This is a genomic window from Candidatus Jordarchaeum sp. (assembly GCF_052745115.1).
In genome coordinates this window covers 1-16,641 of the sequence record NZ_JBRAKS010000044.1, presented here as the reverse complement: position 1 = coordinate 16,641, position 16,641 = coordinate 1, and the positions used below count along the sequence as shown (strand labels likewise).

16 protein-coding genes and 1 tRNA gene are annotated in these 16,641 nt (G+C 39.8%); 9 read left to right on the top strand and 8 right to left on the bottom strand.

From position 1 onward, the window contains the following. Nucleotides 1–123: 123 nt before the first annotated feature. Nucleotides 124–257, bottom strand: a tRNA-Gly gene (locus ACUVXA_RS05030). 538 nt (nucleotides 258–795) lie between these two features. Between ACUVXA_RS05030 and ACUVXA_RS05025 the strand changes: the two genes are divergently transcribed. Then, nucleotides 796–1,509, top strand: coding sequence for a hypothetical protein (locus tag ACUVXA_RS05025; protein ID WP_445870148.1), 714 nt, complete (start codon nucleotides 796–798; stop codon nucleotides 1,507–1,509). A 313-nt stretch (nucleotides 1,510–1,822) separates the two neighbouring features. On the opposite strand, the gene ACUVXA_RS05020 is transcribed toward ACUVXA_RS05025, so the two are convergent. Together ACUVXA_RS05020 and ACUVXA_RS05015 are read right to left on the bottom strand one after the other, a co-directional pair. Beyond that, nucleotides 1,823–3,757 carry an elongation factor EF-2 gene (locus tag ACUVXA_RS05020; protein ID WP_445870147.1) on the bottom strand — a complete coding sequence of 645 codons (1,935 nt, stop codon included), beginning with the start codon at nucleotides 3,755–3,757 and terminating at the stop codon, nucleotides 1,823–1,825. Nucleotides 3,758–3,934: 177 nt separating this feature from the next. After that, a complete protein-coding gene (locus tag ACUVXA_RS05015) occupies nucleotides 3,935–4,258 on the bottom strand; it encodes a GTP-binding protein (protein WP_445870146.1) in 324 nt (107 codons plus the stop codon). 415 nt (nucleotides 4,259–4,673) lie between these two features. On the opposite strand from ACUVXA_RS05015, the gene ACUVXA_RS05010 reads away from it, so the two are divergent. Further along, nucleotides 4,674–5,015, top strand: coding sequence for a GNAT family N-acetyltransferase (locus tag ACUVXA_RS05010; RefSeq protein ID WP_445870145.1), 342 nt, complete (start codon nucleotides 4,674–4,676; stop codon nucleotides 5,013–5,015). A gap of 237 nt (nucleotides 5,016–5,252) precedes the next feature. Here ACUVXA_RS05010 and ACUVXA_RS05005 read toward each other — a convergent pair whose 3' ends face one another. Beyond that, nucleotides 5,253–5,852: a potassium channel family protein gene (locus ACUVXA_RS05005; protein ID WP_445870144.1), complete on the bottom strand. Its 600-nt coding sequence runs from the start codon at nucleotides 5,850–5,852 to the stop codon at nucleotides 5,253–5,255. Then, nucleotides 5,849–6,463, bottom strand: coding sequence for a potassium channel family protein (locus ACUVXA_RS05000; protein ID WP_445870143.1), 615 nt, complete (start codon nucleotides 6,461–6,463; stop codon nucleotides 5,849–5,851). The genes ACUVXA_RS05005 and ACUVXA_RS05000 overlap by 4 nt, the downstream gene beginning before the upstream one ends. Before the next feature lie 365 nt (nucleotides 6,464–6,828). Here ACUVXA_RS05000 and ACUVXA_RS04995 point away from each other — a divergent pair, with 365 nt between their 5' ends. Further along, entirely contained in the window at nucleotides 6,829–8,007 is a 1,179-nt protein-coding gene (locus ACUVXA_RS04995; protein WP_445870142.1) for a DUF362 domain-containing protein, read from the top strand. On the opposite strand, the gene cca is transcribed toward ACUVXA_RS04995, so the two are convergent. The 3 genes from cca to hycI all read right to left on the bottom strand — a co-directional run bounded on the left by cca (nucleotide 7,999) and on the right by hycI (nucleotide 10,598). Beyond that, complete coding sequence (gene cca / locus ACUVXA_RS04990; protein ID WP_445870141.1) at nucleotides 7,999–9,405, bottom strand: CCA tRNA nucleotidyltransferase; 1,407 nt, start codon at nucleotides 9,403–9,405, stop codon at nucleotides 7,999–8,001. The genes ACUVXA_RS04995 and cca overlap by 9 nt on opposite strands. 53 nt (nucleotides 9,406–9,458) lie before the next feature. After that, nucleotides 9,459–10,016 carry an RNA 2',3'-cyclic phosphodiesterase gene (gene thpR, locus ACUVXA_RS04985; protein WP_445870140.1) on the bottom strand — a complete coding sequence of 186 codons (558 nt, stop codon included), beginning with the start codon at nucleotides 10,014–10,016 and terminating at the stop codon, nucleotides 9,459–9,461. Nucleotides 10,017–10,097: 81 nt separating this feature from the next. Further along, the gene (gene hycI, locus ACUVXA_RS04980) at nucleotides 10,098–10,598 is read right to left on the bottom strand and encodes a hydrogenase maturation peptidase HycI (RefSeq protein WP_445870139.1); all 501 of its coding nucleotides are present in this window, start codon (nucleotides 10,596–10,598) and stop codon (nucleotides 10,098–10,100) included. Between the two features lie 74 nt (nucleotides 10,599–10,672). Between hycI and endA the strand changes: the two genes are divergently transcribed. The 6 genes from endA (at nucleotide 10,673) to ACUVXA_RS04950 (ending at nucleotide 16,631) form a co-directional block, all read left to right on the top strand. Next, the gene (gene endA, locus ACUVXA_RS04975; protein WP_445870138.1) at nucleotides 10,673–11,254 is read left to right on the top strand and encodes a tRNA-intron lyase; all 582 of its coding nucleotides are present in this window, start codon (nucleotides 10,673–10,675) and stop codon (nucleotides 11,252–11,254) included. A 275-nt stretch (nucleotides 11,255–11,529) separates the two neighbouring features. Continuing rightward, a complete protein-coding gene (locus ACUVXA_RS04970) occupies nucleotides 11,530–12,081 on the top strand; it encodes a class I SAM-dependent methyltransferase (protein WP_445870149.1) in 552 nt (183 codons plus the stop codon). A 414-nt stretch (nucleotides 12,082–12,495) separates the two neighbouring features. Next, complete coding sequence (locus tag ACUVXA_RS04965; RefSeq protein WP_445870137.1) at nucleotides 12,496–14,028, top strand: ATP-binding protein; 1,533 nt, start codon at nucleotides 12,496–12,498, stop codon at nucleotides 14,026–14,028. Nucleotides 14,029–14,167: 139 nt separating this feature from the next. Continuing rightward, nucleotides 14,168–14,974: a class I SAM-dependent methyltransferase gene (locus tag ACUVXA_RS04960; protein WP_445870136.1), complete on the top strand. Its 807-nt coding sequence runs from the start codon at nucleotides 14,168–14,170 to the stop codon at nucleotides 14,972–14,974. 171 nt (nucleotides 14,975–15,145) lie between these two features. Continuing rightward, entirely contained in the window at nucleotides 15,146–15,985 is an 840-nt protein-coding gene (locus ACUVXA_RS04955; RefSeq protein WP_445870135.1) for a methyltransferase domain-containing protein, read from the top strand. Between the two features lie 448 nt (nucleotides 15,986–16,433). Then, nucleotides 16,434–16,631: a hypothetical protein gene (locus ACUVXA_RS04950; protein ID WP_445870134.1), complete on the top strand. Its 198-nt coding sequence runs from the start codon at nucleotides 16,434–16,436 to the stop codon at nucleotides 16,629–16,631. Nucleotides 16,632–16,641 lie beyond the last annotated feature (10 nt).

The following is a 16,641-nucleotide window of genomic DNA, read 5'->3' as shown; positions in this document are numbered from 1 at the left end:
ATAAAATAAATCAAACCCCCTAATAAATACACATGTAAAAGGGACACTACCAAAAAAGAGATAATACCCCTATTCAATCTTAAAAATAAAAAATTATGAAAAATCCAAGTTATTAAAAAGAACTGCAGCTGCCGGGAATCTCAAAAAAGGGGGAGTCCCAATTTTTTTCGAACCCGGGTTACTGGCTTGGGAGGCCAATGTCCTAGACCAGAGTGCCCAGTAGTTATTTCTACCTTCTACTTCTGGACTACAGCTGCTCATTGTTGTTTTGAGCTTAGTTTAATAAATTTTTTTTGGTTAAATAGAGCACGTCCAAAAATTCTTTTGGTTTTTTAGGTAATAATTCTTTTTGCTATGATTAAAACGGTTATGTGTAGGAAGCCTGTACCCTACCACTACGCCGTGAAGCTCCTCGACGTGCCCAGACACACCCTCTACAGTCTGGGAGGCACCCCCCTTGTGGCTACAGTTTCGGGAATAACTACAGCCGAGGAGGTGTGTGCCGACGTCCAGAGCGTGGTCTTGGAGCGCCTAATCCAAGAGGAAGAAAGGGCCAAGCGCAGCAGGTACCTGCCAGAGAGGAAAAGACCATGGTTCACAACTAAAACCAAGACGCCCTTCTCGGACGCTGTGGAGAAAAAGGCTAGAAGCCACACCCTAAAGGATGAACTCAAAGTAGCTACAATCGTCACGGAGAAGCTGGGAGAACCCTGGAAGCCCTCAAGAAGGGGACGCAAACCACTCTACGATCCAAAGAAGCTGGCCGCCGCCATCCTAGTAAAGGAGACAAGAGGGATGAGTTTTGAGAGGCTCGCCGCAGAGCTCAAAAACCAGGGCTGCGACCTCCGCACAGAAGAAGCAAAAAGGGAGGAGGGAGAAGCCTGTAGCCCCTGTCCCTCCCAACTTCACTGGGCCATGTCCAAAATCCCCAAAGAGTACCTGGAAAGGGTGCTGGAACTCCTAGACCAGATGGTGGCGGAGGAACATAAAAAGCTCTTCGGAGAGAAGTGTTTGCTTGAGTACAGTATAGATTCAACAGATGACACCTGCACCACCCTCAAAGAAACCATGGTGGCCATGAGGGTTGAACTCCACCACCAAACCGTGAAGTACAACGTACTCGCCCGACTGGTGACCAACACCATCGTGGCGGTTTGCGCCTCGAAAAACACCAAGGACGCAAGACCCCTCCTGCAATATGTGCCGCCTGGTTCCCCCGTCTACATGGACGCCGAATACGACGTAGAGTACAATTACCAGTACTCTCAGGAGAGGAGGATTACCATCAGGGTTTATCCCAAACTTTACGGTGAGAAGCCCTATAAGGGAAAACACCGCCGAAGACAAAAAAAATTCAGCAAGGAGAAGTATAGACGCCGCAAGCTGGTAGAAAGCCCTATAGGAAAAAGCCGCCCGGGATGGAAGCACGCTGAACTACCGAAGGCCAGACATGCAGAGGAAGGGGCTAGTACTAAAGTACGTTGCCCACAACATCCACTCGCTGTTTAGACAGCAAGCCTGGTTGGAATTCCTGCAACCAGTACAAGTGCCCTTTTAAGGGTGGGGTACAGGACAGCTAGGATTAATTAGAAACCAGGCTAGTGGTTACTCCATCTGCCTATTCGGCTCAGCGGCTACCGGGGGCGGCTCCTCAAAGCCTGCACAGCCACGTGGGAGGAGCATGAGGCAGTTATTCAACCTAAAAATCTTAAAAATCAAACAAATACTTCAATTTTTTGGACGTGTTCGGTTAAATAAAAAATTTACAAGCACTCTACTTGTAGATGAAAATTTTTTTAGTGTTTGTGCAAAAATAGGAAGTTTATAGTGTGTCTATGTATTCTGATGCTGCTGGTGGTTCTGGTTTTAATCCTTTTCTCTTGCGGATATCGCTGATTACTTCTTTGGCTAGGCTTTTCGGTAGCGCTTCCCATCTTGTGAACTGTGTTTGCCAGAAGGCTCTTCCAGATGTTTTTGACCGCATGTCGCTGGCTAATCCGAAGGTTTCTCTTACAGGGATTTCACCGGTTATGAAGGCTAGTGGTCCTTTCTGTTGTACATCGATTACGTGCCCTCGCCTTTGTGATAGAATACCTGAAACTGTGCCTATGTACTCGGGTGGAATGTTGATCTGGATTTTGTAGATTGGTTCTAGAAGAGTTGGTTCAGCGCTCAGGAATGCTCCCCAGGTGGCTCTTCTTGTCATGGGCATTATTTGGGCTGGGCCTCTGTGTATGGGGTCTTCGTGTAGCTGGCAGTCGGTTACATTGATTTTTATTCCTCTTATCGGTTCTTCTGCTAAGGGTCCTGCTTCGGTGGCCCATCTGGCTCCGGCAATCATGGTGTCTCTAACTTCTCTGAGATACTGAACTCCCTTGGTTTGGTCCACAACAATGTTTGTGTGTTCGTCTATGGCCCAGACGTTTCTTGCATCCTTGGCGTCCCAACCACCCTTTTCCCTGAGAATTCTGGTTCTAGAGGCAGCGTCCTGATACTCGGATATTTCACCGTCTAGTATTAGTTTTATTGTTTCTTCGTTTAGCGGTTCTACGGTTATCCAGACTCTACTATGCTTGTTTGGGCTTTTACCCAGCACTGGGCCTCCGATTCCAGTTACCGTTTCGCGATATACTACTATAGGTTGCGAGGTGGTTACTTCAAGCATTGCTTGTATGTCCTTTACTGAAATTTCAAGGTGAAGTTCACCCATTCCTGACAGTAGGTACTCTCCGGTTTCTTGATTAATTGTGGCCACCAAGTTAGGGTCTTGGATAGATAGTTTTTGCATCAAGTCTATAAGTTTTGGTAGGTCTTTTGGATGTTTAGGCTCAACTGCGATAGTTATTACTGGCTCTGAAACGTACTTGATTTTTTCAAAGGGAACCACTTGCCCTTTGACGTTTTCAGCGACTACTGTTTCACCTGCTCTTGCAAGGTCTAGACCAAGCATAGCTGCGATATTACCTGCAGGAATGGTGTCTACAATCTCGCGTCTAGCGCCCATGTAAATACTTGTTTGCTGTACACGGTAACCTTTCTTGCCCGTAAGAAGGTAAACATTATCTCCTTCACTTATGCTTCCCGAGAAGACTCTTCCAGTTGAAACTATTCCTGCATGGGGGTCAACAACCACTTTATTTAGACAAATAACTGTTGGTGCATCCTCATCGCACTCTCTCATAGCTTTCCCGATTTCGCTCTCTGCATCACCTAACCAAATCTTTGGAATACGATAGGGCTGCGCCTCTAGAGGATTCGGTAAATGGCGTACAAACATGTCAAGTACCGCTGAGTGAGCGGGTAATATCTCCTTTAACTCTTCAAAGTGCTCATTATTATAGTAAGCAACAACATCACTGAATTTCAATCCTTTCTCCTGCATCTGAGGGATTGTAAAGCCCCATCCATGAAGCGCTGATCCAAAGGCAACCGCTCCCGCGGCGGGATTCACCTTCCACTCTTCCTTGAACTCCTTTTCTCCATACGTATCAATAAGTCCATTAAAGTCTCTAATTATCCGGTTAAGCTTATCTTGAACCGCAGCGGCATCCAATTTCAGCTCACGTATTAGACGATCAATCTTATTAATGAAAAGTACTGGCTTAACCCTCTCCTGTAGCGCCTGCCTGGTCACCGTCTCGGTCTGAACCATCACCTCTTCCACGGCGTCAACCACAACAAGAGCCCCGTCGATAGCACGAAGAGCACGCGTAACATTACCAGTAAAGTCAACGTTTCCGTACCAGTGTTCAACCATACCCCCTAAAACACTAGCGTGTCATAAACTTGAGGAAGACGCATTTATTCCCTTTTTCACCCATCATCCGTAATCATCACGCCCACCCTCCCTGCGTACGATCAGATTTAAACACCTCCACGCAGTAAAGATAGGCAACAGAATGAGGAAGCCAGCGTCTCACCTTATCACAACAAACTAGTGCATAGAGGAGATTCGATTGGACAAAGGTAGTCCGGGCGTGTCAATAAGATTAATGACGTATGGTTTTTCTTCGATTTCGTGGAGGAGTGAGATGTTTGCGGCTTTTATTGTTATGCCTCTTTTCTGTTCTTCCTCCAGGTAGTCTAGTGCTCTTGCTTCGCCTGCGATGCTCGGTGATAGTAGACCCGCCTCTGCTAACAGTGAGTCGGAAAGCGTGGTTTTTCCGTGGTCGATGTGTGCGATTATTCCCGTGTTTCTTATGTGTTCTTTGTCTTTCATTAGTTTTAGAATTTCTTCGGTTTGTTTGAATTTCGGCATACTTACACCTCTTTCGTTTTATGTTTTTGTTTTTAGATGGTAAGACTTATTCTTTTTGAGTTGTTTGATTAGCGTTATTTTTGTTTGTTGGTATTCTTGGTTAGAATCCGAATTTTTTAATCTTGCATATTGGACTTAACGCTTGAATTAACTCTTACCTATATTTTTTAAATTTCACGATTTTTATTTTTATCTTGTTTTGTCCGTTTAAGACAGTAGGAAAGTGCTAGATTTATGTTTTACTGATATGAATTTGCTGACAGGCAATATTTTATAGAGAAAATTAGATAGGTATCTAATTAGGGCATTATAAACCTTAGGGAAAGGTGAAGCTTTATCTGAATTTAGCATTGATGAAAACATTTTAATATCCTTACTCCTTCTTCATCTCATCTAATGCATAGGAGGAATTTCAGTGACTTCGGTGTCACCGGAGATACGGTGCGAGATTAGTCAAGCCGGCGAGTACCAGAAATACGAATACCTAGTTTATGACATCTATGGAATCGGAGTTATCGGATACGGAGTCGTTTACCAGAATCGTGATAGCGCGGAAATTAAAGTTATTAATGTTGACCGCTATCACAGAGGAGAAGGCATCGGAAGTTCAATGCTTGAAAGAATAGTTGAAGATCATTCAGAAAAAAATATACAGGTAAAAACTTTCGACTCGCTTATTCCCTGGTACCAAAAATTTGGCTTCAAAGTAATAAACTCTGAACCATTACTATTGATGAGAGCTTCATCAATAATCTAGAAAAACCTTGCACGATTCTAGTTATATAAACGGCGAGTAGTATTAGGTACTTCAACTGGCATTGGAAAGAGAATAAAAAATTACTCCTCTCTCTTTCCTAATCATAAACTAATTCTTTATTATTAAAGATTCTATAAATTGGTAAACTTTGAAGATACACTAACCGATTCAGATTGTAATGTCTTCTAAGCTATAGATTATCTAATTGATAATTGAAATTATGACTTCTGTTAGATATTATTCCGCTTCGCATACATCCTCCCGTGCTAATCGCGATAACTCTTCTTTTCCTTGTAAGAATCCTCGAACTATTAGAGTATCTTTTTCTTTTAGTTTAAATGAATCTGTGGGGTTGTAATACCATTTTTTAGCTCTGCGAACAGCAATTATTCGCATTCCTATCTCGTCGTCAAGCGCAGCTTCTCCGATTGTTTTATCTATGAGTGGAGAATTTTTACCTAGGCAGACACGGGTTATGGTCTCTTCTGCTTGTTCAAAAACAAGTTTTAGAACGGGATGTGGCTCAATACCTCTAAGAACTATGTCCGCTATAAATGCTGCAGCGTCAGCAATATTTTCGGATGCTACTCCAATTCTGATTAATCCGAGTTTTGTGGGAGGGTTAATTAACTCGTCGTCAACATTTAATACTGCTAGCTCAAAATCAATATGTAGTTTATCAAAGAATTCTTCCAGATGGGAAAGCTCTTCTGCGATTTCTTTACTGTTAAAGAGTAAGGCTGAGTAGGCTAAATCCACCATGAGTTCTGATGTGTTTTTCATCTCAACTAACATGTCCTCTATTGATCTCAGTTTCTTCGACTGATCTGACTTCATTTTAACTCTCCTACTTTCCGCGATTTTCCCTCTGCAAGTTTTTTAAATTTTTCAATGCCTATATCGGAGCCCCTGGCTATTACCACATCACCGGGTTTTAGACTGAACTTTTCGTCAGGATTAATAATTAGTTTTTGCCCGCGTCTTACTGCTATTACGTCCACACCTATGTGATCAATTGTACCAAGAGCATCTAAAGTTTTTTGGGTGATTGTCGAGTTTTCAGAAACCTTTACACGCGTTAAACGTTCTTCTGCCTTAACAAAGGCATTTACCACGAGTCGAGGATCAGCCCCACGACGCAATGTTGTTGCAATATCTCCGGCTGCGTCAGAGATTTTATCTGTGGCGGAAGCAACCTTCATAATACTCACCATCTGTTCTGCGTCATCTTTATCTCTTACAGCGAGTGCCGCGTTCATAAGAAGTAGATAACTGAGGGAGTCTATTCGTTCCTCTAGCTCCAAAACCTCTTCCATCAACTCTGAATCATTAAACAGTATAGCAGAATAAGCCAAATCAATCATTATTTCAGAAAGATCCTTCATTTCGGTTAGAAGCTCTCTCACACTTAGTGGCTTAAACTCTATCTCTTCCTCTTCATTGGCCACTAGTTTATCCTCCTATAAAACAACAAAGTATCAACATCTCTCTTTAAAAATGCCTTGTACACTTCAAGTATAGAAAGAGTAAATAACAAAATAAAACTTTCTTTCGTAAAACTATATTAAAAAATTCTGGCCTTACTTTTTGGTCAATTAAAAACAGAGTGTTTAAACATAACAAATATACAACAATTTTAGAATTATGATATTCAAATTTCAGATAAAACGAATTTTAATGTTAAAACTGAAAGAAAAATTAAAAAGTATATCTCAGTTCTTGACTGCATACAATATTGGAGGGCATAAATTTAAGCTAACATCAGTTTATAAGTAATGTGTATTTATAAAATCTCATATTAGGTGAGTTTAAGATGGTTGTCGTATCAATAGTTAAAACTAATGGAAACGTTGAAGCTGGGGTTAAAAAAGCTGTAGAATTAGCTGGAGACATTGATATAGACTCTGGCGAAACAGTTCTTATAAAACCTAATCTTAGCTGTGCTAAACCCTCAGGTAGTGGAATAGTTACCAGTGTCGAAGTTATTTCTGCGATGGTAAAATTAGTAAAAGATATTGGGGGCAAACCTATAGTTGGAGACCTACCAATCGCTGGTTGGGATCCTCAAGAAACATACAAAATTACAGGTGTTAAAAAAGCGGTGGAGAAGGCGGGAGGACAATTCGTTGATTTTAGTAAGGATGAAACCGTAACCATACAGATTCCAGACGCTGTGAAATTAAGAAGTGTTAAATTGGTTCGCACCGCTTTGACTGCTGACGCAATAATTTCTCTACCAGTCTTTAAGGCACACTTCTTTACAGGATTAACATTATGCATTAAAAATCTGAAAGGCCTCACATTACAGGATCAGAGAACCAAAATGCACGTACTAGGTTTATATGACCCTATAATTGACCTATTTTCAGCTATTAAAAATAAAGTGGTATTTGGACTCATAGACGGTACTGTGGGGTGTGAATCAATAAGACCCTCTGGGCCGTACTACGGGCCCACCGAAGGAAAGCCCATAAAACTTGATACTGTTATAGCAGGAAAGGATATTGTTGCCGTAGATAGTGTGGCAGCGGTAACCGCAGGAATAAAGCCCAAGAGTATGAAGCTGCTCAAAATTGCCTACGAGAGAGGATTAGGAGAGATAGAGGACATAGAAGTAAGGGGAGAAAGAGTAAAGCCTCTAAAATTAAAACAGACTTTATTTGGGAGAATTATGGGTGGTCTAAACAGCCTATGGACATCTAAAATCGCTAATCCAGTGACTCACCCATTAGTGAAACGACTTTTTGGTCCTCAGGTGCAGAGCCTCCGATCCGTCGAAAAAGAACTTGAAGAGGTTGTTCCGAGCAAAATAGTGCTAGTTGGTGAGTGCGACAGCTGCGGTATATGTGTAGAGAGCTGCGGAATCGGTAACATTAAGCTGGGCAAAAAGGGTCCAATAATAGGGGAAAAATGCCTTGTATGCCTAATATGTGTCGAGGCTTGCCCCAAGAGTGCATTGGCGGTTAAGAGAGTTGAAGAGGTTTCAGCTTAGCAACCAGCTGGGCCTCCCCAAATAATATTTGGTTAAGAATCTAGCAAAATCATTATTTTTACTGTAAAATTCGGAGATTTCCATGTTTAAAAAAAGGTCGTAGTGTTCAGAGATTTTATTCGAAACATATTTTCCAAGCCCCAGACCGTCTGATTTGTTACGCAATTTATAATCTAGCAGCTCATCGGCCCTAGTGTATTTACGTAGAAGTTCAACTATCCATCTTCCATTCTCTATTCTTGGTCCAGATAAGCTCTTATCGGATTTGATATATTTTTTTAGAAAGGGGATTTGGCTCATACCTCCGGCCGGAGGACCTAAATGCTTGTATATTTTTGAAATTTTTATATTTTCAAGTTCAAACACAAAAACTGATTTTTCTTTTTCAGACCAGACAGCTTTATTGATAATATTGAAGTCGTTTAATTCTAACATTTTTTTAATTGCATCAAGAGATTTGTAAAGTTGCCCCCATAAATTGTCAGGAGGAATTTTTGGAGTATCAAATACGAGAAATAACGTATCGGTTTCCTTTTTCTGAATAAGATTTTCTAGGTTCTTAAGTTCAAAAGGAGTAATTTCTTTTGGAAAGAAAAATGTCTCGCTCGGTTCGGTAAGAAATGCCTTTGCTGCTGCTTTAAATTCCCCGATTTTTTGTTGTGATAACGCCGCTGAAACATTTCTTTTAGAATCAACTGGATCAATAACCACAAGAGGCTCCAAAAATATTTTTTTAATCTCTTTTATCCCGGAGTAATGGTGTTCCATGTCGATAATATGTTGTGATTTCCATTTGATACAAGCCTCAAGAAGATTTTGAAAAGAAGAGTAATAAATCAGCAAAAGCTCACATAAGTAACCCGAAAATCCTCCAATTCTAATCTCTGCACCATAAACATTTATACCCATTAGAAACTGTTTCAATAGCCTTATTTCTCTCTTTAAAGATTCATTAAGATTCTTTTTAATGTATGATGTGTGAAGTGGTGTTCGATCAACTGATGAGATGATTTCGCCTGCATTGCTGATTTCATAACTGGGAACAAAATCTATTTGAAATCCTTCTATTTCAGCTCGTAAATATGGATGTTCTGCGTACTGCTCTTCTCCTTTTCCTCCAGTTACTTTTCGCGCAATCCTTAATCCTAGTTCCCCGATTTCCTTTTTAGTATAAGTTTTGGGAAAGATCATGAAGAGATCTATGTCAGGATTTGAAACAATCCAAGTGTCTTTTGCAATGGAACCTACAAGCAAGGGTTTAACGGCGATATTTAGATTTACCGCTTCCGTCTCGATCTTCTTAATTAGTTCCTCAGATAAGTTTTGGACTTGCCTTTTACGTTCTTCAGATGGAGTAATCTTCTGAGAAACCTTTTCGCACACAACTTCAAGATCCAAAGCCCAATCCTCAAAAAGCAATAATTATTATAACCCAAAATGATCTTAAAATTTTAAGGTATACTTCTTAAAATATTATATACTGGTCCCTTCGGGGTTAACCTGCTACTTTTTAATCGGACAGAGTCTACCTTCATGAAACCGATTTCTAAAGAGGAATATTTGGAAATTATTTTAGCTAATCTGTCTTTATTATGGGCATTTTTTACTCTCGCAATAGTGGCGTGAGGGGTATATTTTCTTTGCTCTGGTTTAAATTTGAGTTTTTTAATTTGCGCTTCTAAATCATTATAGATACGGGAAACTTCCTCTCCACCTTTTCGGGTTCCAATCCAAATATTATTTATTCTGCTTAAACTTGGAAAACAGCCTACTCCATAGAGTTCTAATTCGAAAGGATTGAATGCAATTTGCTTCATGGATTCATAGATTTCATCGACCATTGTGGAGCTAATATTTCCCAGAAATTTGAGTGTAAAGTGAAGATTTTCCGGTTCTACGAGTTTAAGTTTTGCACCTGTTTGTGAAATTTCTCTCTGAATATCCAAAATTTTTTGAAGTAGGTTATTATCCTCAATATCAATTGCGATAAAGGCGCGAAAACCTTCCAAGAGATATTCCTCCATCATTAATGATTTTTTATTCTAGTTAATATCTGATAAAGATGAGATATTTAGAATTATCTTTATCCATCAATTTTCGAAAACTTTGGATAAAAGCTTCTCCAAAACTTTGGATAGGTTTAGAACCGTATTTTTAACTTCTGGAGAAAGTGATTCACCATACTCTATGGATCTGGGCTGGATGCCAATAAATATAATGGAAGTATTCATAGTTTTTTCAAGATAGTCTATAAATAAATTTAGGGGCAAATGGTGGGTGGAAATAGATAGCCCCCTAATTTCAGATGAATTGATTAATTTGATCGACCCCGGCTCTAAATTCATATCAGCAGCGTCGAATATGATTATATGAGAGGGGTTTATTTTACGTAGTTGGCCCGTGAAATTTTCAGGAGATACGCCCGCTTCGATAATAGTTACTTTTTTGGGGACTTTTTTCCTTAATCTTCTACATATTTCCAGTCCAAAGTAGTCATCGCTGTGAAATTCACTTCCCACACCTAGCAATACGATTTTTGTAGGCTTGTTCAGAAATTTTAAAAGTTCGTTCTCTAATTTGTCATATGTCATAATGAGTACACCAAATAAATATCAGTGAACATAAAATTAGAAGTAATTCTTATAATAAAAGTCTGGTGGAATTAATGGACGAAAAAAATGAATTTGACGAGGATAATGAAATAGAAGAGGAGGAGATTGAAGAAAAAGCAACGGCTCGCCTCATAGAAGATACAGTGATAGTCAATACTGAAGACGCACAAAGAGTTTACGAAAAAGGGTTTTACGGAGATACACAAGAAGACGGAACACTTAAACTATCCCCAGTAGAAACTCTACTCCTCGTAGAAAGGAACAGGTTAGAAGTTCTTAATGAAAACAACGAAAGTTTAAATTTTCAAACCCTCACAAAGATTTTCATGAAATCAAATCCGGATCTTTGGTTAAAGTATCTGGTTTATAGAGATTTAAGGTCACGCGGATATATTGTAAGAGCCGGATATGGGGGGAAAATAGATTTTAGATTATATCCTAGGGGAGCAAAACTTGGAACCGACACCTCAAAAAGTCTCATTTACACCGTAAGTGAAGGAGCCCCGATTGGCCTGGAAGATTTAGATAGAGTCACACAGTTAGCAGTTAGTACGAGAAAGAGATTGACCATGGCTGTAGTAAATAGACAGGGAGAGGTCACCTACTACCAAGTGTCTCAGGTAGTCCTTGACTGAAATTGATAATAACTTTGCTACGGACGAACTGGCTTTCCATATATTTTTGATGCGAAATTCGCCCATTTATTAAATGTTGCGTTCTAAAAAACTCATAAGTATCACCATCATTATATTAAATGATGCTGAAGTTATGTTTGATGCTTCTTGAAAGAAGGTAAATCCTATAAAGCGCTGTAAAAAGACCCTAATTTTAATTAAAATTGGTGAGCGACATGAAACTAAGTTATGTCGGTGACTTAGAGCGAGAGGGGGCCGAGTTTTAGTTGAGGAGGGTGGGATGGGAGCCGAGTGAGGTAGCGAAAAGGATTGCTCAGGAAAATGATCCCGAAAAAACGGGTTACGTTGCTGACATTGGTGGGGGTCACGGACGCGAGGCTTTATGGCTTGCTGAACAGGGCTTTCTTTCGATTTTGGTCGAACCGAATAAGTACTCTTTAGGATACGCAAAAAAGAGAGCGAAAAAGAAAAGACTAAATGTCATCCTGATAAATGCTGTACTGCCCTACTTGCCTATGTGCTCCGAAATTGTAGATGTGGTTGATTTGTACTGGACTCTGCACCAAATCCCAGACGAGTACAAGCTTGAGTCATTAAAAGAAATTTATAGAATATTGAAACCCCACGGAACCTTATATTCAACCAGCTTCGGATACTGGGAGGACCACATGATGCCCAGTAGCATATATCCAGTCGCGAAAAAGCAGACCTTTCTAAATCTTCATATCTCTGCCGGTTTCAAACCGCGTGGCAAAATCGAAGAGAGATCCGACAGCACAGTATCCTACGAGAAATTTTGGTATGGAATATTTCAAAAAAATCTATGATTCTGTTTATAACCAGTTAGTTCAATTCGCTTAACGCGTGCTATGCTTTTTTGAAAGCCTGTGCTACGGGCTCTATACTTATTGAGGTTAAGAAAGCAAGCTCCCCAATAAAATTGTAGAACTACTCTCTTCTTCATTTGATAATTATCCATCCTTCCTCACTGCTTATCCCTCGGTAATTCTATAAATTCGCAGTTTTTTTCCGAACTAAATCCGAGATGAAATAGCTCTATGAGGTTTTGCCTTTTAATCACCAAGAACTCACTCTTTGTCTTCAAAGTGATGCACTATAAAGTGTCTCAAGTATCGATTTGAGCAGAATAAAAGTTAATTAACTCTCTATATCACAAGGAGAACACTTGGTTTTATCTATTTTAAAACTAATTTTTTGGTACCTAGCTGAGGTGCCATGGATTGACAAATAATCGTGCTTTACTAAATCCGGTTTTAGGATTCTTCGTTGAAGAACTTGAAACCACAGAGGACATCTTAATACCTCAGAATCCTCTTGACAGAGTTATAGGACAGGAACATGCTGTAAAGATGGCTAAACTAGCAGTTAAGCAAAGAAGACACCTTCTATTGGTTGGATATCCAGGTGTTGGAAAATCTATGATCGCACAAGCAATGGCTTTCTTGCTTCCCGAACCAAAAGAAGAGATATGGATAGTTGATAATCCTAAGAACCCAGAGAGACCCTTTGTAGAAACTTGGATAGGTGGAGAAGCTGATAGAGGAAAGGACATTGGAGAAATCTTGCAGGCGGATAAGATTCCTCCAGAAGTGGCTGTAAAGCTTGGATTTAAATGCAAGAAATGCGGCACACTAAGCTCTAGCCTAAAAATAAGATGCGAAATATGCGGTGAAGAAAAGGTAGGATATGATGATTGGAAAGCTACTTCCCCTTTTCGGGATCTGTTTGAAACTGAAATGTTTAATTCTTCCAAAAGACGAGGCAAGGTAAACAGAATTGTGCCGTATATTAGAAAAGTGAATGGCAAACAGGAAGTTACTGTTTATGAGCAGATAGACACCGACCCGTTGAAAGCTTCTGTGCGTGTCTTGAATCAAAGCGCTCTCGAGGAGCTTAGGGAGTTAGAAAAGAGTAGACCTAGTAAAGTTCTGGTTCCGCTAAAGAGGAAAACATTTCTACAAGCAACTGGTGCGAGTGAAACGGAACTTTTAGGTGATGTAAAGCATGATCCTTATGGCAATCACCCTGACCTTGGAACACCACCATATACTAGAGTAGTGCCGGGAGAAATTCATGAAGCTCATGAAGGGGTCTTGTACATAGATGAGTTACCTCAGCTAGGATATTTGCAAACATTTCTTCTAACAGCTATGCAGGATAAAAAATTCGGTATTAGTGGTCGAAACCCTCAGAGTAGCGGCTCGAGTGTTAGAGTTGATTCTGTTCCCTGTGATTTTATTTTTGTTGGTGCTTGCAACATTATGGATTTAAGGTTAATACTTCCGCCTCTCAGGTCACGCATACAAGGCAACGGATATGAAGTATTGTTGAACTCCACTATGCCAGACACTCCAGAAAATAGAGCCAGGATTGCCCAGTTCGTAGCTCAGGAGGTTGTTGCAGACGGGCGAATTCCCCACGTAACCAGAGAAGCGGTTCAAGAACTTATAAAGGAGGCTAAAAGACGAGCACAGATAATTGACGGTAAAAACGATGCTTTGACTCTTAGACTTAGAGACCTTGGAGGAGTAATCAGAATGGCGGGAGATCTTACTCTAGAAGGAGAAAGTCCACTCATAGAGAGAACCCATATGGAACAAGCTATAAAACTTTGCTTACCCGTAGAAGAACAGATTAAAAAAGAATTTGGATCCTTTGAAAGAGCCTTAGAAAAGGAATTGGCACTCTCCCAACAAACTATGAATAAAATCAACTATCCTGAAAATTACCAGAACCAAAGTCTATATGGTTAAGACTACAACAAAAACTATGAAAAATAATCATAGAATCTAGAGATGTTAAACCAGGTACCAAAACTTTTTTTTAAAAATACACCAAAGATTTATTATATTCTTAGCCATAATTCGAAATACTTTTAGACGAGGAGTTATTATGGCTAAAAAAAAGACAGCTCAAGAACTCTGGAAAGAACTTATTACACCAGTATTTCCCGGCTCCTATAAGCTCTACGAGTTGTACCTAAAATACACTTTTACGGGAATCGAAAGAGGACAGTGGCTAATTGACACACTCAAAAGATTCAAAAAATTAAAAGGAAAGCGGGTCTTAGATATAGGTTCAGGCTCCGGAGGGCTATCTATCGCATTTGTTAAAAATAACTTAGAAACAGTTAATTTTGACACCGAAACAAGGTACACAATAGTTTCTTCTGCCTGGGCTAGAGAAGAAGGAGTAAAACTGAACCAAATGCTCGCAAGCGGGGAAGAGATGCCTTATAAAGATGAAACCTTTGACGTGATACTTTGCAGCGATGTTATAGAACACGTAGAAAGACCAATAAATCTTGTAAGAGAAATATCTCGCATACTAAAAAAAGACGGCTTTCTTTACATAACCTGTCCAAACAAGATGTCCCCTAGACTCATATGGGAAGACAATCACTACTTTTTACCACTAATAGTATTACTACCAAGAAAACTAGCAGACATATACGTAAGAGCCACAAATAGAGGCGAAAAAACCGAGGTAATATTTCTACCAACCTACTCAAAACTAATAAAAATGTTTAAAAAAATGGGAATAAAACTCTATTCATTCGAACTCGAAAATAAAATCAACGAATTTAAAAAAGCTTCATTATACGAAAAAATTCCCGGACTAGTAAATTTTTACAGTAAACACTTATATCTAAAGTGGATAAGCCCATTCTGGATATTTATCGGAAAGAAAAATCATTAAAACACCGGGAATGGCAGTTATAAAATAATCCAGGAACAATCGTAGGATCTGCAATTGATTCATTAGTTCACAAATTTCGTCATGAACTATTTTTTATTAAAAGTAGATAAGGAAAACTTTAAAGTTAGCCATATTAACGTAAAGTAAAATCCAATTTCAGGCGAGGAAAAAATGTCTCGGAAAAAAAGCACTAGGGAACTATGGGACGAATTTGTAGGCCCGTTCCTCCCCCCAACACACCTACTATACGCCCCTTATACAGAATACACGTTCAAAGGCATCGAAAGAGGACAGGAAATAGTAGATCTATTTAACTATTTCACAAAAGTCGGGGGCAAGAGAGTTTTGGACTTGGGATGTGGCTCAGGAGGAATATCAATAGCATTCTCTAAAGGAGGAGCACAAATAGTGGGAATAGATGTAGAAAAAATGTACCCACTAATAGCCCGATCATGGGCACAAGACGAAAAACAAGAAGTAAACATATTGCGGGGAAGCGGAATGGACCTACCCTTCGAAAACGAAACCTTTGACCTAGTATCCTGCAATGATGTTATCGAACATTTAGAAGACGCAAAAAAATGTATTAAAGAAATTAGTAGAATACTCAAACCCAGAGGACTGGTGTATGTAACATGCCCCAACAGAATAGCTCCAATAATAGTGGCAAGAGACGGACACTATGCCTTGCCTTTTGAATCACTTCTACCCCGAAAACTAGCAGATATATATGTAAGAGCAACAGGAAGAGCCACCAAAACCTACGTACCCTTTCAACCATTATTCCCAAAAATGATCCGCATATTCAAAAACGAAGGAATAGACCTCTACTCCATAGAACTAAGCCTCAAACTAAAAAGTTTACACGAGCCAAACCCAGAAGACTCCGCAAGAAAAATTAAACAAAAAATGTCAAAAAGATTTCCCGGGCTAATCGACTTTTACGCAAAACATGTATACCTAAAATGGATGTGCCCCCTCTGGCGATTCATAGGAGTAAAAACATGGTAACAAACAACCCCTAATTTTTCAGTTAAAGAAAGAATTATGAGAAAAAATTAGTTGCACTAATTTTCCCTTAAACATAGAACTAGAAAAATAGAAAATAAAGATGGTAGCGGGAGGTTGATTTGAACAACCGATTTCCCGGGGTAATGACCCTCTCGGGGTTATGAGCCTTCCGCCCTTTAGGTTAGTTACCTTGAGGACCGCGGGATCTCCTGGGTGGGCTTTCTCTTCTCCAAGAAGAGATAATCTACCTTGGACTTGGACCCTCAATAAGAGAGTTCATCTATCCCGCTAACGAGCGTTACTCTTCCCGCTACTGTAGGGTCAAGAATTTTGTACTTAAAGCTTTATTTAAATTTATCGTGAATTTCAGTATTTGAAAATGAGTTTTTGGGGGTAGGGATACCCTTATAGTGGAGAGAAGGGTATTCTTACCCCCTTGGTGAAAAATATGATGGAAATACTTCTCCTCCAAGGCATAATAATCTTTCTCCTGATCACCCTGATAATCACCCACAGAAGGAAACCCACAACCACAACCACCAACCTTCTAGGAGGAATCTCCCTCAACAAAGCCCTAGAAACCATGATCAACGCCGGTTTCCTTCCCGTAGTCATTCAGCAAAGTATTTATCTATTGATATGTTGAATTTGTAGCC